This is a genomic window from Pseudomonas monteilii (genome assembly GCA_001534745.1).
Lineage (GTDB): Bacteria > Pseudomonadota > Gammaproteobacteria > Pseudomonadales > Pseudomonadaceae > Aquipseudomonas > Aquipseudomonas alabamensis.
The window spans coordinates 3,445,951-3,460,624 of record CP013997.1 but is presented as its reverse complement, the minus strand read 5'-3'; the positions used below and the strand labels follow the sequence as shown (position 1 = coordinate 3,460,624).

Annotated in this window: 16 protein-coding genes and 1 pseudogene; 12 read left to right on the top strand and 5 right to left on the bottom strand. The window is 65.4% G+C overall.

Annotated elements, in window-relative coordinates; all coding sequences use genetic code 11:
• Positions 1-90: 90 nt before the first annotated feature.
• Positions 91-1,218: an acyltransferase superfamily protein gene (locus APT63_14810; GenBank protein AMA46783.1), complete on the top strand. Its 1,128-nt coding sequence runs from the start codon at positions 91-93 to the stop codon at positions 1,216-1,218.
• A gap of 479 nt (positions 1,219-1,697) precedes the next feature.
• Here the strand turns inward: APT63_14810 and APT63_14805 are convergent, their stop codons facing one another.
• On the bottom strand, positions 1,698-2,066 hold the full coding sequence (locus tag APT63_14805; GenBank protein ID AMA46782.1) for a restriction endonuclease: 369 nt from the start codon (positions 2,064-2,066) through the stop codon (positions 1,698-1,700).
• Between the two features lie 132 nt (positions 2,067-2,198).
• Here APT63_14805 and APT63_14800 point away from each other — a divergent pair, with 132 nt between their 5' ends.
• Positions 2,199-2,507: a hypothetical protein gene (locus APT63_14800; protein ID AMA46781.1), complete on the top strand. Its 309-nt coding sequence runs from the start codon at positions 2,199-2,201 to the stop codon at positions 2,505-2,507.
• Here the strand turns inward: APT63_14800 and APT63_14795 are convergent.
• Positions 2,504-4,555, bottom strand: a complete 2,052-nt coding sequence (locus APT63_14795; GenBank protein ID AMA46780.1) for a peptidase S9 — start codon at positions 4,553-4,555, stop codon at positions 2,504-2,506. The genes APT63_14800 and APT63_14795 overlap by 4 nt on opposite strands.
• Before the next feature lie 85 nt (positions 4,556-4,640).
• On the opposite strand from APT63_14795, the gene APT63_14790 reads away from it, so the two are divergent.
• Genes APT63_14790 through APT63_14780 form a run of 3 tightly spaced genes read left to right on the top strand, consistent with a single transcriptional unit; the run spans position 4,641 to position 6,463 of the window.
• On the top strand, positions 4,641-5,135 hold the full coding sequence (locus tag APT63_14790) for an MFS transporter (GenBank protein AMA46779.1): 495 nt from the start codon (positions 4,641-4,643) through the stop codon (positions 5,133-5,135).
• Between the two features lie 14 nt (positions 5,136-5,149).
• Positions 5,150-5,923 (top strand): class II glutamine amidotransferase, encoded by a 774-nt coding sequence (locus tag APT63_14785; GenBank protein AMA46778.1) that lies wholly within the window; start codon positions 5,150-5,152, stop codon positions 5,921-5,923.
• Positions 5,924-5,941: 18 nt separating this feature from the next.
• Positions 5,942-6,463: a hypothetical protein gene (locus APT63_14780; GenBank protein AMA46777.1), complete on the top strand. Its 522-nt coding sequence runs from the start codon at positions 5,942-5,944 to the stop codon at positions 6,461-6,463.
• Between the two features lie 93 nt (positions 6,464-6,556).
• Here the strand turns inward: APT63_14780 and APT63_14775 are convergent, their stop codons facing one another.
• Positions 6,557-6,793, bottom strand: coding sequence for a hypothetical protein (locus APT63_14775; GenBank protein ID AMA46776.1), 237 nt, complete (start codon positions 6,791-6,793; stop codon positions 6,557-6,559).
• 114 nt (positions 6,794-6,907) lie between these two features.
• Here APT63_14775 and APT63_14770 point away from each other — a divergent pair, with 114 nt between their 5' ends.
• From APT63_14770 to APT63_14755, 4 genes are all read left to right on the top strand, one after another.
• Positions 6,908-7,276 carry a 5-carboxymethyl-2-hydroxymuconate isomerase gene (locus APT63_14770; GenBank protein ID AMA46775.1) on the top strand — a complete coding sequence of 123 codons (369 nt, stop codon included), beginning with the start codon at positions 6,908-6,910 and terminating at the stop codon, positions 7,274-7,276.
• 109 nt (positions 7,277-7,385) lie between these two features.
• Positions 7,386-8,516: a ribonuclease D gene (locus APT63_14765; GenBank protein AMA46774.1), complete on the top strand. Its 1,131-nt coding sequence runs from the start codon at positions 7,386-7,388 to the stop codon at positions 8,514-8,516.
• The gene (locus APT63_14760) at positions 8,516-8,809 is read left to right on the top strand and encodes a hypothetical protein (protein AMA46773.1); all 294 of its coding nucleotides are present in this window, start codon (positions 8,516-8,518) and stop codon (positions 8,807-8,809) included. Before APT63_14765 ends, APT63_14760 begins: the two co-directional genes overlap by 1 nt.
• 280 nt (positions 8,810-9,089) lie before the next feature.
• Positions 9,090-10,022 carry a hydroxyacid dehydrogenase gene (locus APT63_14755; GenBank protein ID AMA46772.1) on the top strand — a complete coding sequence of 311 codons (933 nt, stop codon included), beginning with the start codon at positions 9,090-9,092 and terminating at the stop codon, positions 10,020-10,022.
• A gap of 224 nt (positions 10,023-10,246) precedes the next feature.
• Here APT63_14755 and APT63_14750 read toward each other — a convergent pair whose 3' ends face one another.
• Complete coding sequence (locus APT63_14750; GenBank protein ID AMA46771.1) at positions 10,247-10,840, bottom strand: NADH dehydrogenase; 594 nt, start codon at positions 10,838-10,840, stop codon at positions 10,247-10,249.
• Between the two features lie 144 nt (positions 10,841-10,984).
• On the opposite strand from APT63_14750, the gene APT63_14745 reads away from it, so the two are divergent.
• Both APT63_14745 and APT63_14740 read left to right on the top strand, forming a co-directional pair.
• Positions 10,985-11,434 carry a hypothetical protein gene (locus APT63_14745; GenBank protein AMA46770.1) on the top strand — a complete coding sequence of 150 codons (450 nt, stop codon included), beginning with the start codon at positions 10,985-10,987 and terminating at the stop codon, positions 11,432-11,434.
• Positions 11,435-11,475: 41 nt separating this feature from the next.
• Complete coding sequence (locus APT63_14740; protein ID AMA46769.1) at positions 11,476-12,690, top strand: hypothetical protein; 1,215 nt, start codon at positions 11,476-11,478, stop codon at positions 12,688-12,690.
• A gap of 582 nt (positions 12,691-13,272) precedes the next feature.
• Here the strand turns inward: APT63_14740 and APT63_14735 are convergent.
• Positions 13,273-13,536 (bottom strand): annotated as a pseudogene (locus tag APT63_14735) (hypothetical protein).
• A 273-nt stretch (positions 13,537-13,809) separates the two neighbouring features.
• Here APT63_14735 and APT63_14730 point away from each other — a divergent pair.
• On the top strand, positions 13,810-14,184 hold the full coding sequence (locus APT63_14730; GenBank protein ID AMA46768.1) for a hypothetical protein: 375 nt from the start codon (positions 13,810-13,812) through the stop codon (positions 14,182-14,184).
• The last annotated feature ends 490 nt before the right edge of the window (positions 14,185-14,674 follow it).

Here is a 14,674-nt window from a genome sequence, read left to right as displayed (position 1 = left end):
CGCTGTGATGAAGCGGCAGGGGTCGAGGCATTTGAGTCCGGGCGTCGTCTTCCGCGATACTGTCGGCTCACTCGCCACGAGTCCTGCCCTGTGACCAGCCTCTACAGCCTTGCCCGATTGAGCGACTTGCCACCGGCCGTGTGGGATGCACAGGTCCCCGCCGACCAGCCTTTCCTGCGGCATGCCTTCCTGTCGTCGCTGGAGGACAGCGGCAGCCTCGGCGAAGGAACCGGATGGGCCGCCGAACACCTGGTGCTGGAGCGCGATGGCCAGGTGCGTGCCTTGCTGCCGGCCTATCGCAAATGGCACTCCTATGGCGAATACGTGTTCGATCACGGCTGGGCGGATGCCTGTGAGCGGGCCGGCATCGCCTACTACCCCAAGTTGCTCGGCGCGGTGCCGTTCAGCCCGGTCGGGGGGCCACGGCTGCTGGCCGCCGACCCGGACGATGCCCGGTTATTGCTGCAGGCCTTGCCGCAGTACCTGGCCCAGGCTGGCCTCTCCGGCGCTCACATCAACTTCACGGACACGGCCACCGACGTACCCTTGCGCGAGCTGCCGGGCTGGATGGAGCGACTGGGTTGTCAGTTCCACTGGCGCAACCAGGGCTACCGCGATTTCCAGGACTTTCTCGACGCGCTCAGCTCGCGCAAGCGCAAGCAGATGCGCAAGGAGCGCGAGCAGGTTGCCGGGCAGGGGATGACCTTCGACTGGTACCGGGGCGACCAGCTCAGCGAGGTGCAGTGGGACTTCGTCTACACCTGCTATGCCAACACCTACCGGGTGCGCGGGCGCCCGCCGTACCTGACGCGTGCGTTCTTCAGCCTGCTGGCCGAGCGCATGCCCGAGGCGATCCGCGTGGTGATCGCGCGCCAGGGGCAGCAGGACGTGGCGATGGCCCTGAGCCTGGTAGGCGGCGACAGTTTCTACGGACGGTACTGGGGGTGCCTGGACGAATTCGACCGGCTGCACTTCGAGACCTGTTTCTACCAGGGCATGGAGTTCGCCATTCGCGAGGGTCTACAGCGGTTCGATGCCGGGGCTCAAGGCGAGCACAAGCTGATCCGCGGATTCGAGCCGGTGATCACACGGTCCTGGCATTACCTACTGCACCCAGGTCTGCGCCAGGCGGTGGAAGAGTTCCTGGTCCAAGAGCGCGAAGGTGTGCTGGGCTATGCCGAAGCGGCACGCCAGGCGTTGCCGTATCGACAGGGCTGAGGCCACTTCAATCTCGGGGAAAGCTGACGCGCGATGAAGGCGGTGCATGACCTGACGCCATCGCGGGCAAGCCCGCTCCCACAGGGGCCAATGCGGCCTGACAATCGTCCGGTGAAATGAACCAAGCTGGACCAGGGACATTAGTCCCTGGGGGAACTGCTCTCACACAAGAACCCATGCAGCCTGACAGTCGCTCGGTGAAATGAACCAAGCTGGACCAGGGACATTGGTCCCTGTAGGACTGCTCTCACACAAGAGCCTCTGCAGCCTGACAGTCGCTCGGTGAAACGAACCAAGCTGGACCAGGGACATTAGTCCCTGGGGGAACTGCTCTCACACAAGAGCCCATGCAGCCTGACAGTCGCTCGGTGAGATGAACCAAGCCAGACCAGGCACAGGAGACCCTGTGGGAGCTGGCTTGCCAGCGATGAAGGCAACACGGTATCCGCCAGAACACCCCGTCACCTTCACCCGCCCAATCACTTCTTCAACAGATCCGCCAACCCCGCAAACGGGTTATGGGTCGCGGTCGCGGTCTTGGGGCTGCTCAGCGAGCCTTCGCCGAAGTACTGCTGGTCGGTGTACCGCGAATGTTCGTTGTCATGGCAATACAGGCACAGCAGCTCCCAGTTCGAGCCATCCTGCGGGTTGTTGTCATGGTTATGGTCGCGGTGGTGCACGGTCAGCTCCGACAAACGTTTGCCGGAAAACTCGCGGGTGCAACGACCGCAAACATGCGGATACATTTTCAGTGCCTTGTCCCGGTAGCCCATTTCCTTGTCGCGCTTGGCGTCGGCAAGGATGCGGTCGAGGCGGGCAGTGGCGGCAGCGGAGGAGGCCGTGCTCATGGTAGGTCCTTTGTTCTCGTTCAGGCAGATGACGGTTATACCTTGGATTCTAGCGGGCCACCGTCACGACGGACAGGCAAAAACGCGCGGTTGGGCGTAGGCTGGGGCCACCTTACCGACAGGAGGTGAACGATGCGTCTTCTGCTTCTCGTCATGCTGGCGTTCCTCAGCGCCACGACCGCCCAGGCGGCCGCCGAACCGCCGCGCCTGAGCGTACCCGTACCGGGCTCGCCCGGCACCGCCACGCCGACGCCCTATCCGCAGATCACCCCGGCCACGCCGGTCAGGGCCGGTGACGCCCGGCCCGGTGCGCCCTTGCTGTTGCCCATGCCCGTGCCAGGGCCGCCGAAAGACCAGCCCTTGCCCGGCCTGCGACCCGACCCGGTGCAACCGTCGCCCACGGGGCTCGGCGCACCGAACTGGACCGATCCGGCGCCCTAGACCACACCAAGCTCGTCGAAGACGAACGCGTATTCCAGCGCCACATCGCGCAGCCCCTGGTAACGCCCGCTCATGCCGCCATGGCCGGCGCCCATTTCGGTCTTGAGCAGCAGGCGGTTGTCGTCGGTCTTGTGCGTGCGCAGGCGCGCTACCCACTTGGCCGCTTCCCAGTACTGCACACGGCTGTCGTTGTAACCGGCGATCACCAGCATGGCCGGGTAGGCCTGGGCCTTGACGTTCTCATAGGGCGCGTAGGCCTTGATGCGCTCGAACACCTCCGGCTCCTGCGGGTTGCCCCATTCGTCGTATTCGGTGACGGTCAGCGGCAGCTCAGGGTCGAGCATGGTGTTGAGGACATCGACGAACGGCACTTCGGCGATGGCGCAGCGGAACAGCGCGGGACGCAGGTTGAGCACCGCGCCGATCAGCAGCCCGCCCGCGCTGCCGCCGCTGATCGCCAGCCGTGCCGAGGACGTCACGCCGCAAGCCACCAAGTGCTCGGCGCAGGCGATGAAGTCATCGAAGGTGTTCTGCTTGTGCGCCTGCTTGCCGGCCCGGTACCAGGCCTCGCCCAGTTCGCCGCCGCCACGCACGTGGGCGATGGCAAAGCCCATGCCCCGTTGCAGCAGGCTCAGGCGCGCATGGGAGAACCACGGGTCGAGGCTGCTGCCGTAGGCGCCGTAGCCATAGAGGTACAAGGGCACTTCACGGCCCACGTCCTCACGGCGGCGCACCAGGCTGATTGGGATCTGCGTGCCGTCGGGCGCGCTGGCCCACAGGCGTTCGCTGACGTAGTCGTCGGCGTCGAACTCGCCCAGCACCGGCGTCTGCTTGAGCACCTGCTGGGCGCCGTCGGCCAGGCTCAGCTGGCGTACCTGGGCCGGTCGGTTCAAGGCCTCGTAGCGCAGGCGCACGCTCGGGCTGTCGAACTCCAGGCTGTCCTGTACGTACAGGCTGTAGGCCGCATCGGGCAACTGCACGCGGTAGCTCGGCAGGCCCTGGGGGTGGACTTCGATGATCGGCAGGCCGCCTTCTCGCAGGCTCAGGCTCACGGCTTCGGCGTTCAGGCTCACGTCGTCGAGCATGACCGTGTCGCGGTGCGCGACCAGCGGCTGCCACTGCGCGCGGCTCGGCACCGGCTCGGTAGGCGCTTGGTAGAGCGCGTAGTTGATGCCATCCTGGTTGGTGCGGATGAACCAGCGCCAGTCGCCGTCGAGATGCCCGTGATCGGGGTAGTACTCGTGCCCTTCGCTGCGGGGCGCCAGGCAGGTGAAGTCCGCCTGGGGCATCTCGGCGTCCAGCACCCAGGCCTCGCTGGTGGTCTTGCTGTTGAGCAGCAGCACCAGCTGGCGTTCGGAGCTGGTCCGGTAGCAATGCAGGAAGAAACGGCCATCGGGCTCTTCGAACACCGGCTGCGCGTCGTCCTCACCCAGGCGATGACGCATCAGCCTGAACGGCCGATGGGTCTCGTCCAGCTGGGTGAAGAACAGGGTCTGGTTGTCATTGGCCCAGGTCATGCTGCCGTCGCAGTCTTCGAAGGGCAGGGGCGTGACCTGACCGCTCGCCAGGTCCTTGACCTGCAGCTGGTAGATCTCGTCGCCCGAGGTGTCCAGGCTGTAGGCCAGCAGACGGTGATCCGGGCTGATGCTGAAGGCGCCCAGCGACAGGAAGCCGCCCCCCGCCAGCGCATTGGGGTCGAGCAGCAACTGCTCTTGCGCCGGGTCGACCGTCAGGGTGTCGTCCGCGGGGCGAGGGCAGCGGTAGTGCCGCGCGTACTCGTCACCTGCGGTGGTGCGGGTGTAGTACAGCCAGGGGCCCCAGGGGGAGGGCAGCGACAGGTCGGTTTCCAGGATGCGGCCCTTGATCTCTTCGAACAGCTGTTCGCGCAAGGGCGCCTGATCCGCCAGGCAAGCGTCGGTGTAAGCGTTTTCCGCGTTCAGGTACTCCAGCACCTCGGGGGTGTCACGCGCCTGCAGCCAGGCGTACGGGTCCGCGCCGTCGTCCTGACGGGCGATCGGGGCGCGGGGGGCGGTCTCGGTGACGGGCATGGGGCGATCTCTTGGCATGGGGGCGCCTGCGCGCCGAAAAGGGTTTATCATAGGCCTCTCTTTGCCTGGCATGCACCCATACACCATGACCGAACATGATTATCAGCTGGCCTGGGGCCTTTACGTCGTCGCGGCCCTGGGCTGTCTGCTGGTGGGCTTCGTGTTCACGGGCTGGATGTGGCGCTGGCTGCGCGAGCCCCTGCGGGTCGTGCTGGCCGTCCTGCTGCTGACCCCGACCATCGTCGACCCGGCCAAGGACAGCTTCGCCCCCGCCATCGCCATCGTCGTGCTGGACCTGGCCTTCAAGGTCGGCAACAACGTCCTGCGCGCAGCCTCTGACCTGGCCATGTACGGCATGATCGCCTTCGTGCTGTACGGGGTGTTCGCGCTGATCCGCTGGCCGTGGCTCAAGCGTCGTCAGGCGCGCGCCGAAGCGCAGGCCAAGCGTGCGGAGCAGACGGCGGCCGATGAGCCTTATGCCTCCACGGCGGTCGAGCCTTCGCTGGTCGCCGATCGCCAGGATCGCTACCGCGATACGACGCCGGCCCCTGCCGGCGGGCGTGTCGAACCCCGTCTCTGAGCGAGCGCTGGACCATGTGCGAACTGCTGGGCATGAGCGCCAACGTACCGACCGACATCGTCTTCAGCTTCACCGGCCTGATGCAGCGCGGCGGGCGCACCGGCCCGCACCGCGACGGTTGGGGCATCGCCTTCTACGAGGGCCGTGGCCTGCGTCTGTTCCAGGACCCGACCGCCAGCAGCGAGTCGGAAGTCGCCAACCTGGTGCAGCGCTACCCGATCAAGAGCGAGGTGGTCATCGGCCATATCCGCCAGGCCAACGTCGGCCGGGTCTGCCTGGCCAACACCCACCCCTTCGTGCGTGAACTGTGGGGCCACAACTGGTGCTTCGCGCACAATGGCCAGCTGGCGGCGTTCCAAGGGTCGGCCAGCTTCTACCGGCCCGTGGGCGACACCGACAGCGAAGCGGCGTTCTGCGACCTGCTCAACCGCGTGCGCACGGCCTTCCCCGACCCTGTAGAGGTGGAACAGCTGCTGCCGGTGCTGGTCGAAGCCTGTGCGGAGTATCGGGGCAAGGGCGTGTTCAACTGCCTGTTCAGCAACGGCGACTGGTTGTTCTGCTTCTGTTCGACCAAGCTGGTCCACATCACGCGCCGTGCGCCGTTCGGTCCGGCTCGGCTCAAGGACGTCGACGTGATCGTCGATTTCCAGTCCGAGACCACGCCCAACGACGTGGTCACCGTGATCGCCACCGAACCGCTGACCGAGAACGAGATCTGGCAGCGCTACGCGCCAGGTCAATGGGCCCTGTGGCGGCATGGCGAGTGCGTCGCCCACGGGCAAAGCTGAAGCCAGGGAAGCCGTTTGATGTTCAGAAGCTACCTTCGATTGCTGTTGTTCACCCTCGGCCTGCTGGTCGGTGTCCAGGTGCCAGGTTTCATCGACAGCTACACGCAACGGGTCGAGGCGCATCTGCTCGAATCGCGTGAAGCGCTCAAAGGCTTCCAGCAAACCGCGGAACGTTTCTTCAATGGCGACCTGCAGGCGCTGGTCCGGCATTACCGCACCAGTGATGATCCGGTGTTCAACAGCGATGCCAACAGCATCGACAGCCTGTTGACGCGCAATCAGGTCTTGGAAGAAGAGTGGCGACAGTTGCAAGGCCCCTGGGCTAGCCGCACCTGGCACGTGCTGGTGACGCCGGATCCTCAGCTGCGCGATGAAACGCTGGACGGCTACACCTATCAGGTGCTGCTGGTCCCCGAGGCCGTCGGCTGGGGCATCGGCCTGGGCTTCGTGCTGGCGCTGGTGGTGGAGAGTGTGCTGGTGCTGCTGGGCCGGTTGATCCTGGGTTTCAGGCGTGAACCGGTGAAAGAAAGCTGGCGGTAGCGGGAAGGGCAGTCGTGAGCGGCTGCCCCTTCCTCTGGGGACCCCAGACCGACGTCATGGTGCGCACGACGTTCGGCCAGGCGGTCGGCGGGTTCAGGCCTTGGGCGGGTGTACCAGGCGTTCGATCTTGTCCTTGATCAACAGCCGCTCCTTGCGCAGGCGGCTGACCTCATCGTCGGACCTACCGTTGTTTTCCGCCGCTATGACGGCTTTGTCACTGGCGTTGTACTCCTTGTGCAGTCGATGCAGGTCGGCATCCTTGTCGATGAGCGCCTGGAAGGCGTCTTCGGTCACATGCAGGTCAGCGAGCAGATCGTGCGGGACTGGCATCTCTTCACCTCGTTCAGGGATTGGCAGGATCATGACGTTTGAGACCCGCTGCCTGGCGAGGTTCCCATCCTGCGCTAGCCTTGGCAGACGTCTTCATTGCCGGGATCGTCCTTCATGCCGCACCTGAACCTCGAATACAGCGCCAACCTGCCCGATATCAAGGTGGATCTGCTCCTGTTGCGCCTGAACCAGGCCCTGGTCGCCAGTGGGCAGTTCGCCGACGAACTGGACATCAAGAGCCGGGCGCAGGCCGTTGCTCACTTTCGGGTCGGCACCTCGCCACTGCCGCGTGGGTTCGCCCATATCCGCCTGGCGATCATGGCCGGTCGTCACCCCTTGGTGAAAAAACAGCTGTCCAGTGCCTTGCTGGAGGTGCTGCACGAGTCCATCGGCCCGAGCGCCGAGGTGGACGTGCAGTTCAGCGTCGAAATCCACGAGCTGGATCCGCACACCTACGTCAAGCTGCACCTGCCGCCGCAGTAGCGATCCGCTCAGGGTGCCAGCGGTCGAAGGGCGCCCGCCGGCATGGCCCGGTTTCCCGTGCATGGCCCGCGCCGTATATACTGCGCGCCACTGTTTGTGGGAGAACCTTGTGGCCATCGAAATACACTGGATACGCGACGACCAGAGTCTGGCCGAGCATTGCCGGGCCTGGCGCCGACGCCCGTTCGTGGCACTGGACACTGAATTCATGCGGGTCGATACCTTCTACCCGAAGGCCGGCCTGATCCAGGTCGGTGACGAAGGCCGTGCCTTTCTCATCGACCCGCTGTCGATCGGCGACTGGCAGCCCCTGGCCGACCTGCTCGAAGATCCGGCGGTGGTCAAGGTGCTGCATGCCTGCAGCGAAGACCTCGAAGTGCTGCTGCGCCTGACCGGCAAGCTGCCGCAGCCGTTGTTCGACACGCAACTGGCCGCCGGTTACCTGAACATCGGGTTCTCGATGGGTTACTCGCGCCTGGTGCAGGAGGTCCTGGGCCTCGAGCTGCCCAAGGGCGAGACGCGCTCGGACTGGTTGCAGCGCCCCCTGTCCGACACGCAGGTCAGCTACGCCGCCGAGGATGCCGTGCACCTGGCCGAGCTGTTCAGCGCCTTGCAGCCCCGTCTGTCGGACGACAAGTTCGCCTGGGTGCTGGACGATGGCGCCGAGCTGGTCGCGCAGTTGCGCCGCGAGGTCGAGCCGGAGTCGCTGTATCGCGACGTCAAGCTGGGCTGGAAGCTGTCGCGCCAGCAACTGGCCGTGCTGCGTGCCCTGTGCGCCTGGCGTGAGCGCGAGGCGCGCAGTCGCGACGTCCCGCGCAACCGTATCCTGCGTGAGCACTCGCTCTGGCCGTTGGCCAAGAACCAGCCCAGCCACCTGACGGCGCTGGCCAAGATCGAAGACATGCACCCACGCACCCTGCGCCAGGATGGGGAAACCCTGCTCGCGCTGATCCGCACGGCTGCCGCCACGCCGCCCGAACAATGGCCGGAGCCGTTGCCCGAGCCCTTGCCGATCGAAGCCTCGAGCGTGCTCAAGCGGCTGCGCGCCATCGGCCAGGCCGAGGGCGAGCGGCTGGGCATCGCGCCCGAGCTGATGCTGCGCAAGAAGGCCCTCGAGGCGCTGCTCAAGAGCGGCTACCCCAACGGCCCTTACCAATTGCCCGACGCCTTGCGCGGCTGGCGTCGCGAACGCATGGGCCAAGCCCTGCTCGACAGCTTGGCCAGCGCTGGAGAATCCTGATGAAACGTATCTGCTCGATCTACAAGAGCCCACGCAAGCGCGAGATGTATCTGTACGTGCTCAAGGCCGATGGCCTGGAGAAAGTGCCCGAAGGGTTGATCCCGTTCTTTGGCACACCGGTGCACGCCTTCGACCTGGTGCTGTCGCCCGAGCGCAAGCTGGCCCGCGAAGACATTGCCAAGGTGCTGGAGAACCTGGACGGGCAGGGGTATCACCTGCAGATGCCACCGCCGGACGACGAGTACATCGAGCATTTGCCGGATGAGCTGTTGCGGCGTAACGATCCGGTCTGACCCTCAGCGCCTGAAGGGTCTTGCGGGCCCTGCGGGCCCGATCGCGGCACTGGGGCCGCTCCCACAGGTGACCGCGATAGCCTGCAACCCCGCAATGGAGCTACGGGTGTAGGAGCGGCCCCTGTGCCGCGATCGGGCCCGCAGGGCCCGTAAGTCAGCCCCACCCATCACTGGCCAATCCCCGCCTTATCCGCCACGATCAACCTCCCAGCCGCGGCACGACCTCTTCCCACCCCGATCCCTTTTGCCCGGCCCCTGTTTCCTGAAAAGGCAGCCCCTCATGCGCCTCCTGATCGCCGAGCACGACCACGTCCGCTACAGCCAGCTGCTGTCCAGCACCCACCCCACCTTGAACATCACCGCCAGCGCCGCCCTGGCCGATCTCGCCCAACACGCCGCCCATTGCCCGATCTGGCTCGGCCAGCCCGACCTGTTGGCCGACCTCCTGCACAAGGCACCGCCCCCGCACTGGATACAGTCCACCTGGGCCGGCATCACGCCACTGTTGGCCACCGCCGTACCGCGCACCTATCGCCTGAGCCGCGCCGTCGGCATCTTCGGCCAGGTCATGGCCGAGTACATGGTGGGTCACTTGCTGGCCCATGAGCGCCGACTCCTGGCCCTGCCGCGTACTCAAGCCGAGCGACAGTGGGACACGCGCCCCGGTGGCACCCTGCAAGGGCGCACCGTCCTGATCGTCGGCATTGGCGACATCGGCCAGCAGGTCGCGCGAATGCTGGAGCCTTTCGGCGTCGTGCTGCACGGCATCGCCAGCCAGGCGCGCGAGCAGCCTCCATTCGAACGGGTGGCGCCCTTGAGCGCGTTGGCCGAGTGCATTCCCCAGGCCGACTACATCCTCAACCTGCTGCCCGACACGCCCACGACCCGTGATCTCTACGACGCCACGCTGCTGCGCCGCTGCAAACCCAGCGCCGTACTGGTCAACGCCGGTCGCGGCACCTCGGTGGTCGATGCCGACCTGTGCGCGGCCCTGATCGAGGGTCGGCTGGCCGCCGCCGTCCTGGACGTCTGCCGCCAGGAACCGCCCCCCGGCGATCACCCGTTCTGGCGCACACCCAACCTGCTGCTGACCGGCCACACCGCCGCCCCGACGTCGACGCCGGCCATGGCGCAGCTGTTCCTGCACAACCTGCACGCGTTCCAGCATGGCCAGTCGCTTCAGGGGGAGGTCGATTTCAATCGCGGTTACTGAGAGGGGAGCTGCGAGTGGCAAGCTGCAAGCCGCAAGCCGCAAGCCGCAAGCCGCAAGCCGCAAGCTGCAAGCTGCAAGCCGCAAGCTGCAAGCTGCAAGCAAAAGCGATCTGCAGGGCTTTTGGTTAAGCGCTTGGTTCATGAACCGTTGCCGCTAACCATCAGCCCTGAGCATCTGCTTGTAGCTTGTAGCTTGTAGCTTGCAGCTCGCCCCTCACCCCCACATCACAACGAAAAATCCCCCTCGGCCGCCAGCTCGCTCAAGGGCCGACGCAGACTCGGGGTCTCACGGGCTTGCAGGGCTTCGGCCAGGTTGACCTTGTCGCCCAACTTGCCGATGGCGATCATCGCGTGCACTTCATAGCCTTCCGGAATCTTCAGCTCGCGACGGGCTAGGTCCTTGTCGAAGCCGGCCATGCCGTGGGTGTGCCAGCCGCTCAGACTGGCCTGCAGCGCCAGGTGCGCCCAGGCCGCGCCGGTGTCGAAGGTGTGCCACAGGGCCGGCTTTTCTTCAGTGGCCCCGGGTGCGGTGAAGGTGGTCTTGGACACGATCACCACCAGCGCCGAGGCATGCTGTGCCCAGTCGCGGTTGAAGGGCACCAGCAGGTCCAGGTAGCGCGTCCAGTTCGGCGTGTCGCGGCGTGCGTAGAGAAAGCGCCACGGTTGCGAGTTGTACGCCGACGGTGCCCAGCGGGCGGCTTCGAGGAAGGTGAGGACGGTCTGCTCGCCGATCGGCTCGGCGTTGAAGGCACGGGGTGACCAGCGGGTGATGAACAGTTCGTCGATGGCATGATCGGCGATACGGGTATTGGCGCTCATGAGGGCTCCTGCAACGGTGGGCAAACCCGCACGCTACTGGGTTGCCTCAACCCTGACAAGCGGTCTGGCAAAGGTCGCGATCAGGCTCTAGACTGGCGCCGCCGCGCCTGGCGGCCTTCGAGCTCACTGCAGGAACCCCGTGTGATGAATGCTGACACCGCGCCCTTCTGGCGGCGCAAGACCCTCGACCAACTCGACGCGCAAGAGTGGGAATCGCTCTGTGACGGCTGTGGGCTGTGCTGCCTGCAAAAGCTCGAGGACGAGGACGACAACAGCATCTGGTACACCCGTGTGGCCTGCAAACTGCTGGACCTGGGCACCTGCCAGTGCAGCGACTACCCCCGACGTTTCGACCACGTCCCCGACTGCATCCAGCTCACGCCCGGCAAGGCCGATGCCTTCACCTGGCTGCCGGCGACCTGCGGTTACCGGCTGGTCAGCGAGGGCAAGGACCTGCCGGACTGGCACCACCTGGTCTGCGGCGACCGCAGCCAGGTGCACGTGCAGCGCGTTTCTCAGTCGGGTCGCATGCTCAGCGAAAAGAGCGTGGCCGAAGACGATTGGGAAGACTACCTGATCTTCCGCGCCAGCTGAGCGCGTCCAACTTCCGCTTTCCGCCTCCCCTGGAGCTTCGAATGCATCGTGTCGTGATGGTGTTGCTGTGCTTGTGCGTCAGCACACCCAGTTGGGCGCGCAAGGTCGATCTGGACTACCACGTCCAGCTGCTGCCCGGCAGCGGCCAGGCCGAGGTCCAGGTCACGCTGGCAGACGGCAGCGCCGTGCGCAGCCTGGATTTCAACCTGGGGCAGCGCGGCGCCTACAGTGACTTCGCCGGCGACGGGCAGTGGACGCTTGGCCAGCAGGGCCACCGGGGTCTGTGGAGACCTGCGCCGGGCAAGAGCAGCCTGACGTACCGCGTGCGCCTGACCCAGCAAGCGGCCAACGGTGATTACGACACGCGTCTCACGCCACATTGGGCCCTGTTTCGCGGCGAGCAACTGGTGCCCCCGGCGAAGCTCGATCAGCAGGATGGCGTCGACTTGGTCGCGCGCCTGACCGTGGCGCTGCCCAAGGGCTGGACCGGCATCGAGACGGCCTGGCCGCGCATCGGCAAGCAGCGTTTTCGCATCGATGACGTATCCCGGCGGTTCGACCGGCCCACGGGCTGGATGCTGGCAGGCAACCTGGGCAGCCGACGGGCGCGCCTGGGCGAGACCGACGTGACGATCGCCGCACCGCGCGGGCAAGGGATGCGCCGCCTCGACACGCTGACCCTGATGACCTTCGTCTGGCCGCAGTTGCAGGCCGTGTTCCCACGCCCTCTGCCCAAGCTGCTGGTGGTCGGCGCCCACGATCCGATGCGCCGTACCGCAGTGGCCGCGCCCCATTCGTTGTACCTCAACAGTGGGCGTGCGCTGGTCAGCGAGAACGGCAGCAGTCCGCTGTTGCGCGGCCTGGTCGAGACCTTCGCCCAGGTGCGGGATCGCGAGCGCAGCGACTGGCTGGGGGAGAGCCTGGTCGATTACTACGCCATGGTCGTGCTGCACCGGGCCGGCGGTCTGAGCGATGACCGCTACCGCGTCCTGCAGCGGCGTCTGCATGCCGAGGCCGAGGGCGTCACGACCCTGCGCGGCGACCAGGCGACCCCAGCGCAGGTGGCGCGTGGCGTGCTGCTGTTGCAGGCGCTGGACAAGGAAATTCGGGTGTACAGCCATGGCAAGCGCTCGCTGGATGACGTGACCCGTGCGCTGATGCGCCTGCCGAGTGTCAGTACGGAGGAGTTCGTGCAGTTGAGCGAGCAGGTGCTGGAGCGGGGGTCGAGCGTGCTGGAGGCGCCGGTGCTGCACTAGCACGGCCATGGGGATGAGCGGGTGGCTTCGAGCTCATCGCGGGCAAGCCCGCTCTCATATAACATAAAATATCTTTTTGATTTTAAAAGGAATAATTTCAGGATTTTGTGGGCCCTGCGGGCCCAATCGCGGCACAGGGGCCGCTCCCACAGTTGACCGCGATAGCCTGCAACTCCGCGGTGGGACTACGGGTGTAGGAGCGGCCCCTGTGCCGCGATGGGCCGCAAGGCGGCCCTAAAATCGCTTAGCAATGAAGCCCCGGAACCTTCCATCTATCGCCATGATCTCTGCGAGACAGCACAGCGCCAAGGCGGCGAGCGGACTCCCTCAGGTTGGCATCAGGCCAATGCTTGCAATGCAAGACTTGACCCGAACCTGTGGGAGCCGGCTTGCCGGCGATGGCCTGTCAGACGCCGCCATCGCTCAGGCGACCGCTTCTCGTCCTTACAGCTTCGGATTCGACAGCGTCTCGTTACCGGTCACGGTGGTTTCGCTGACGGCATCGACGGCTTTGTCCTTCAGGCGGGACAGTTTGTCTGCACCTGTCTCGGCCTTCTCGCTCACCGTGTCGACGGCCTTGTCTTTCAGGCGCACCAGTTTGTCCGCACTGTCCTCGATGTCGGCACGCAGGCCATGCATCTCGTTGGTCTGGCGGTGCAGCCAGCTCTTGGCCGCGCAATGGCCGCTGAACCCGCGGGCCAGCGCCAGGCCACCGACGGCCAGTTGCAGCAGGCCAAGGAAGCCGCCCTGGCGCAGGCCTTTGCTGACCATCAGCGCGCCGCCTGCCAGGGAACCGGCGCGTTCCAGGCCGTGGACGTTCTTGGAATCGGAATGAAGATCGAGCATGGCAAAGTCTCCTGTTCAAGTGTAAGCAGCAGACCCATCGAGTCGCTGACGCGTTCAGTTCGGTTGCAGAAGGTGGGTATGGCAGGTACAGGCCATTGGCAAACCATCGGTACCTGGCCTGATCGCCGGCGAAAAAGACTTGCCAGTCATCCTTCTGCCCAGGATCGGATCGAACAACCGCCGCTCATGCCCGGTCTCATGCATGAACCCACGGTGTCACCCTCGGAGACTTCGTCCATGACTGAATCGACAGAAAAAAAATACGATTGGGACTTGATCGAACACCTGCTCCAGAACGTTCAAAAAGGCGCCAACCAGAGCATGACGCCCAATACCGACCCGCAGGCGTTGGTCGATGCGATGGCTGCCAAAGGCCGCTCCGCCCGCGACGCCACCCAGCTCCATGCCCAGGCGCGCGACTACATGGCTTTGCTGCTCGAGCGCGGCTACCTGACGTCCTCGACAGGCGATGCCCAAGGCGACTTGATGCTCACCGAACTGGGCTCGCGGCTGCTCAGCGCCATCGACAGCAGCATTCCCGGTGACGACCGTCCACGCCGTACCCTCGACAAGCAAGGCGATGCACTGGACGTGGAAGTGTTCAAGGAAGTGACCGCCGACCCGCAGTTGTCCAACGGAGCGATTTGAGAGGCGTGGGGCACGTTCAGTCGACGGTAAGCGAACGTGTTGCCCATGTTGCAACAAGGTGAAACAGTTGGCCGACCGCCGGGACTCGCACAAGCGGCTTGATACCCGGCACACTTGGCACAATCTGCAAGAACAGAGCGGCGTGTTTATTCAGATACGCCGCTAAAATCTGTAAGAAGCATCGCAGAGCCGTTAGACCGTGAGCCTGACCCGTCAAAGGGGGCATTATGAAGAACCGTATGAACAATTGGCTCCATGACCTGGCCGTCGCGCTGGGTCTCGTCCCGCCACCGCTGCAGCCGGTGCCGATCCCAACCGATGACAAGCGTCGTCGCCCCGGGCAGCGCCGCTAGGCGGTGTCGCTGCACACCGCACGTTGCAAGAGTCAGGCAGCCTGCCTGTACCTGCTCGGCTCGCCATGAGTCTTGCAGCGCTTTAAGATGCAGCGCTTTGAGAGCGTGCAGCCAAGCGGCTGACAGCCAGCCGCCTT

What these genes read in the sequence shown, in the direction of transcription:
- APT63_14805 (AMA46782.1), bottom strand. Translation starts at nt 2,066, where the DNA reads ATGAGCACGGCCTCCTCCGCTGCCGCCACTGCCCGCCTCGACCGCATC.
- APT63_14800 (AMA46781.1), top strand. Translation starts at nt 2,199, where the DNA reads ATGCGTCTTCTGCTTCTCGTCATGCTGGCGTTCCTCAGCGCCACGACC.
- APT63_14795 (AMA46780.1), bottom strand. Translation starts at nt 4,555, where the DNA reads ATGCCCGTCACCGAGACCGCCCCCCGCGCCCCGATCGCCCGTCAGGAC.
- APT63_14790 (AMA46779.1), top strand. Translation starts at nt 4,641, where the DNA reads ATGACCGAACATGATTATCAGCTGGCCTGGGGCCTTTACGTCGTCGCG.
- APT63_14785 (AMA46778.1), top strand. Translation starts at nt 5,150, where the DNA reads ATGTGCGAACTGCTGGGCATGAGCGCCAACGTACCGACCGACATCGTC.
- APT63_14780 (AMA46777.1), top strand. Translation starts at nt 5,942, where the DNA reads ATGTTCAGAAGCTACCTTCGATTGCTGTTGTTCACCCTCGGCCTGCTG.
- APT63_14775 (AMA46776.1), bottom strand. Translation starts at nt 6,793, where the DNA reads ATGCCAGTCCCGCACGATCTGCTCGCTGACCTGCATGTGACCGAAGAC.
- APT63_14770 (AMA46775.1), top strand. Translation starts at nt 6,908, where the DNA reads ATGCCGCACCTGAACCTCGAATACAGCGCCAACCTGCCCGATATCAAG.
- APT63_14760 (AMA46773.1), top strand. Translation starts at nt 8,516, where the DNA reads ATGAAACGTATCTGCTCGATCTACAAGAGCCCACGCAAGCGCGAGATG.
- APT63_14755 (AMA46772.1), top strand. Translation starts at nt 9,090, where the DNA reads ATGCGCCTCCTGATCGCCGAGCACGACCACGTCCGCTACAGCCAGCTG.
- APT63_14750 (AMA46771.1), bottom strand. Translation starts at nt 10,840, where the DNA reads ATGAGCGCCAATACCCGTATCGCCGATCATGCCATCGACGAACTGTTC.
- APT63_14745 (AMA46770.1), top strand. Translation starts at nt 10,985, where the DNA reads ATGAATGCTGACACCGCGCCCTTCTGGCGGCGCAAGACCCTCGACCAA.
- APT63_14740 (AMA46769.1), top strand. Translation starts at nt 11,476, where the DNA reads ATGCATCGTGTCGTGATGGTGTTGCTGTGCTTGTGCGTCAGCACACCC.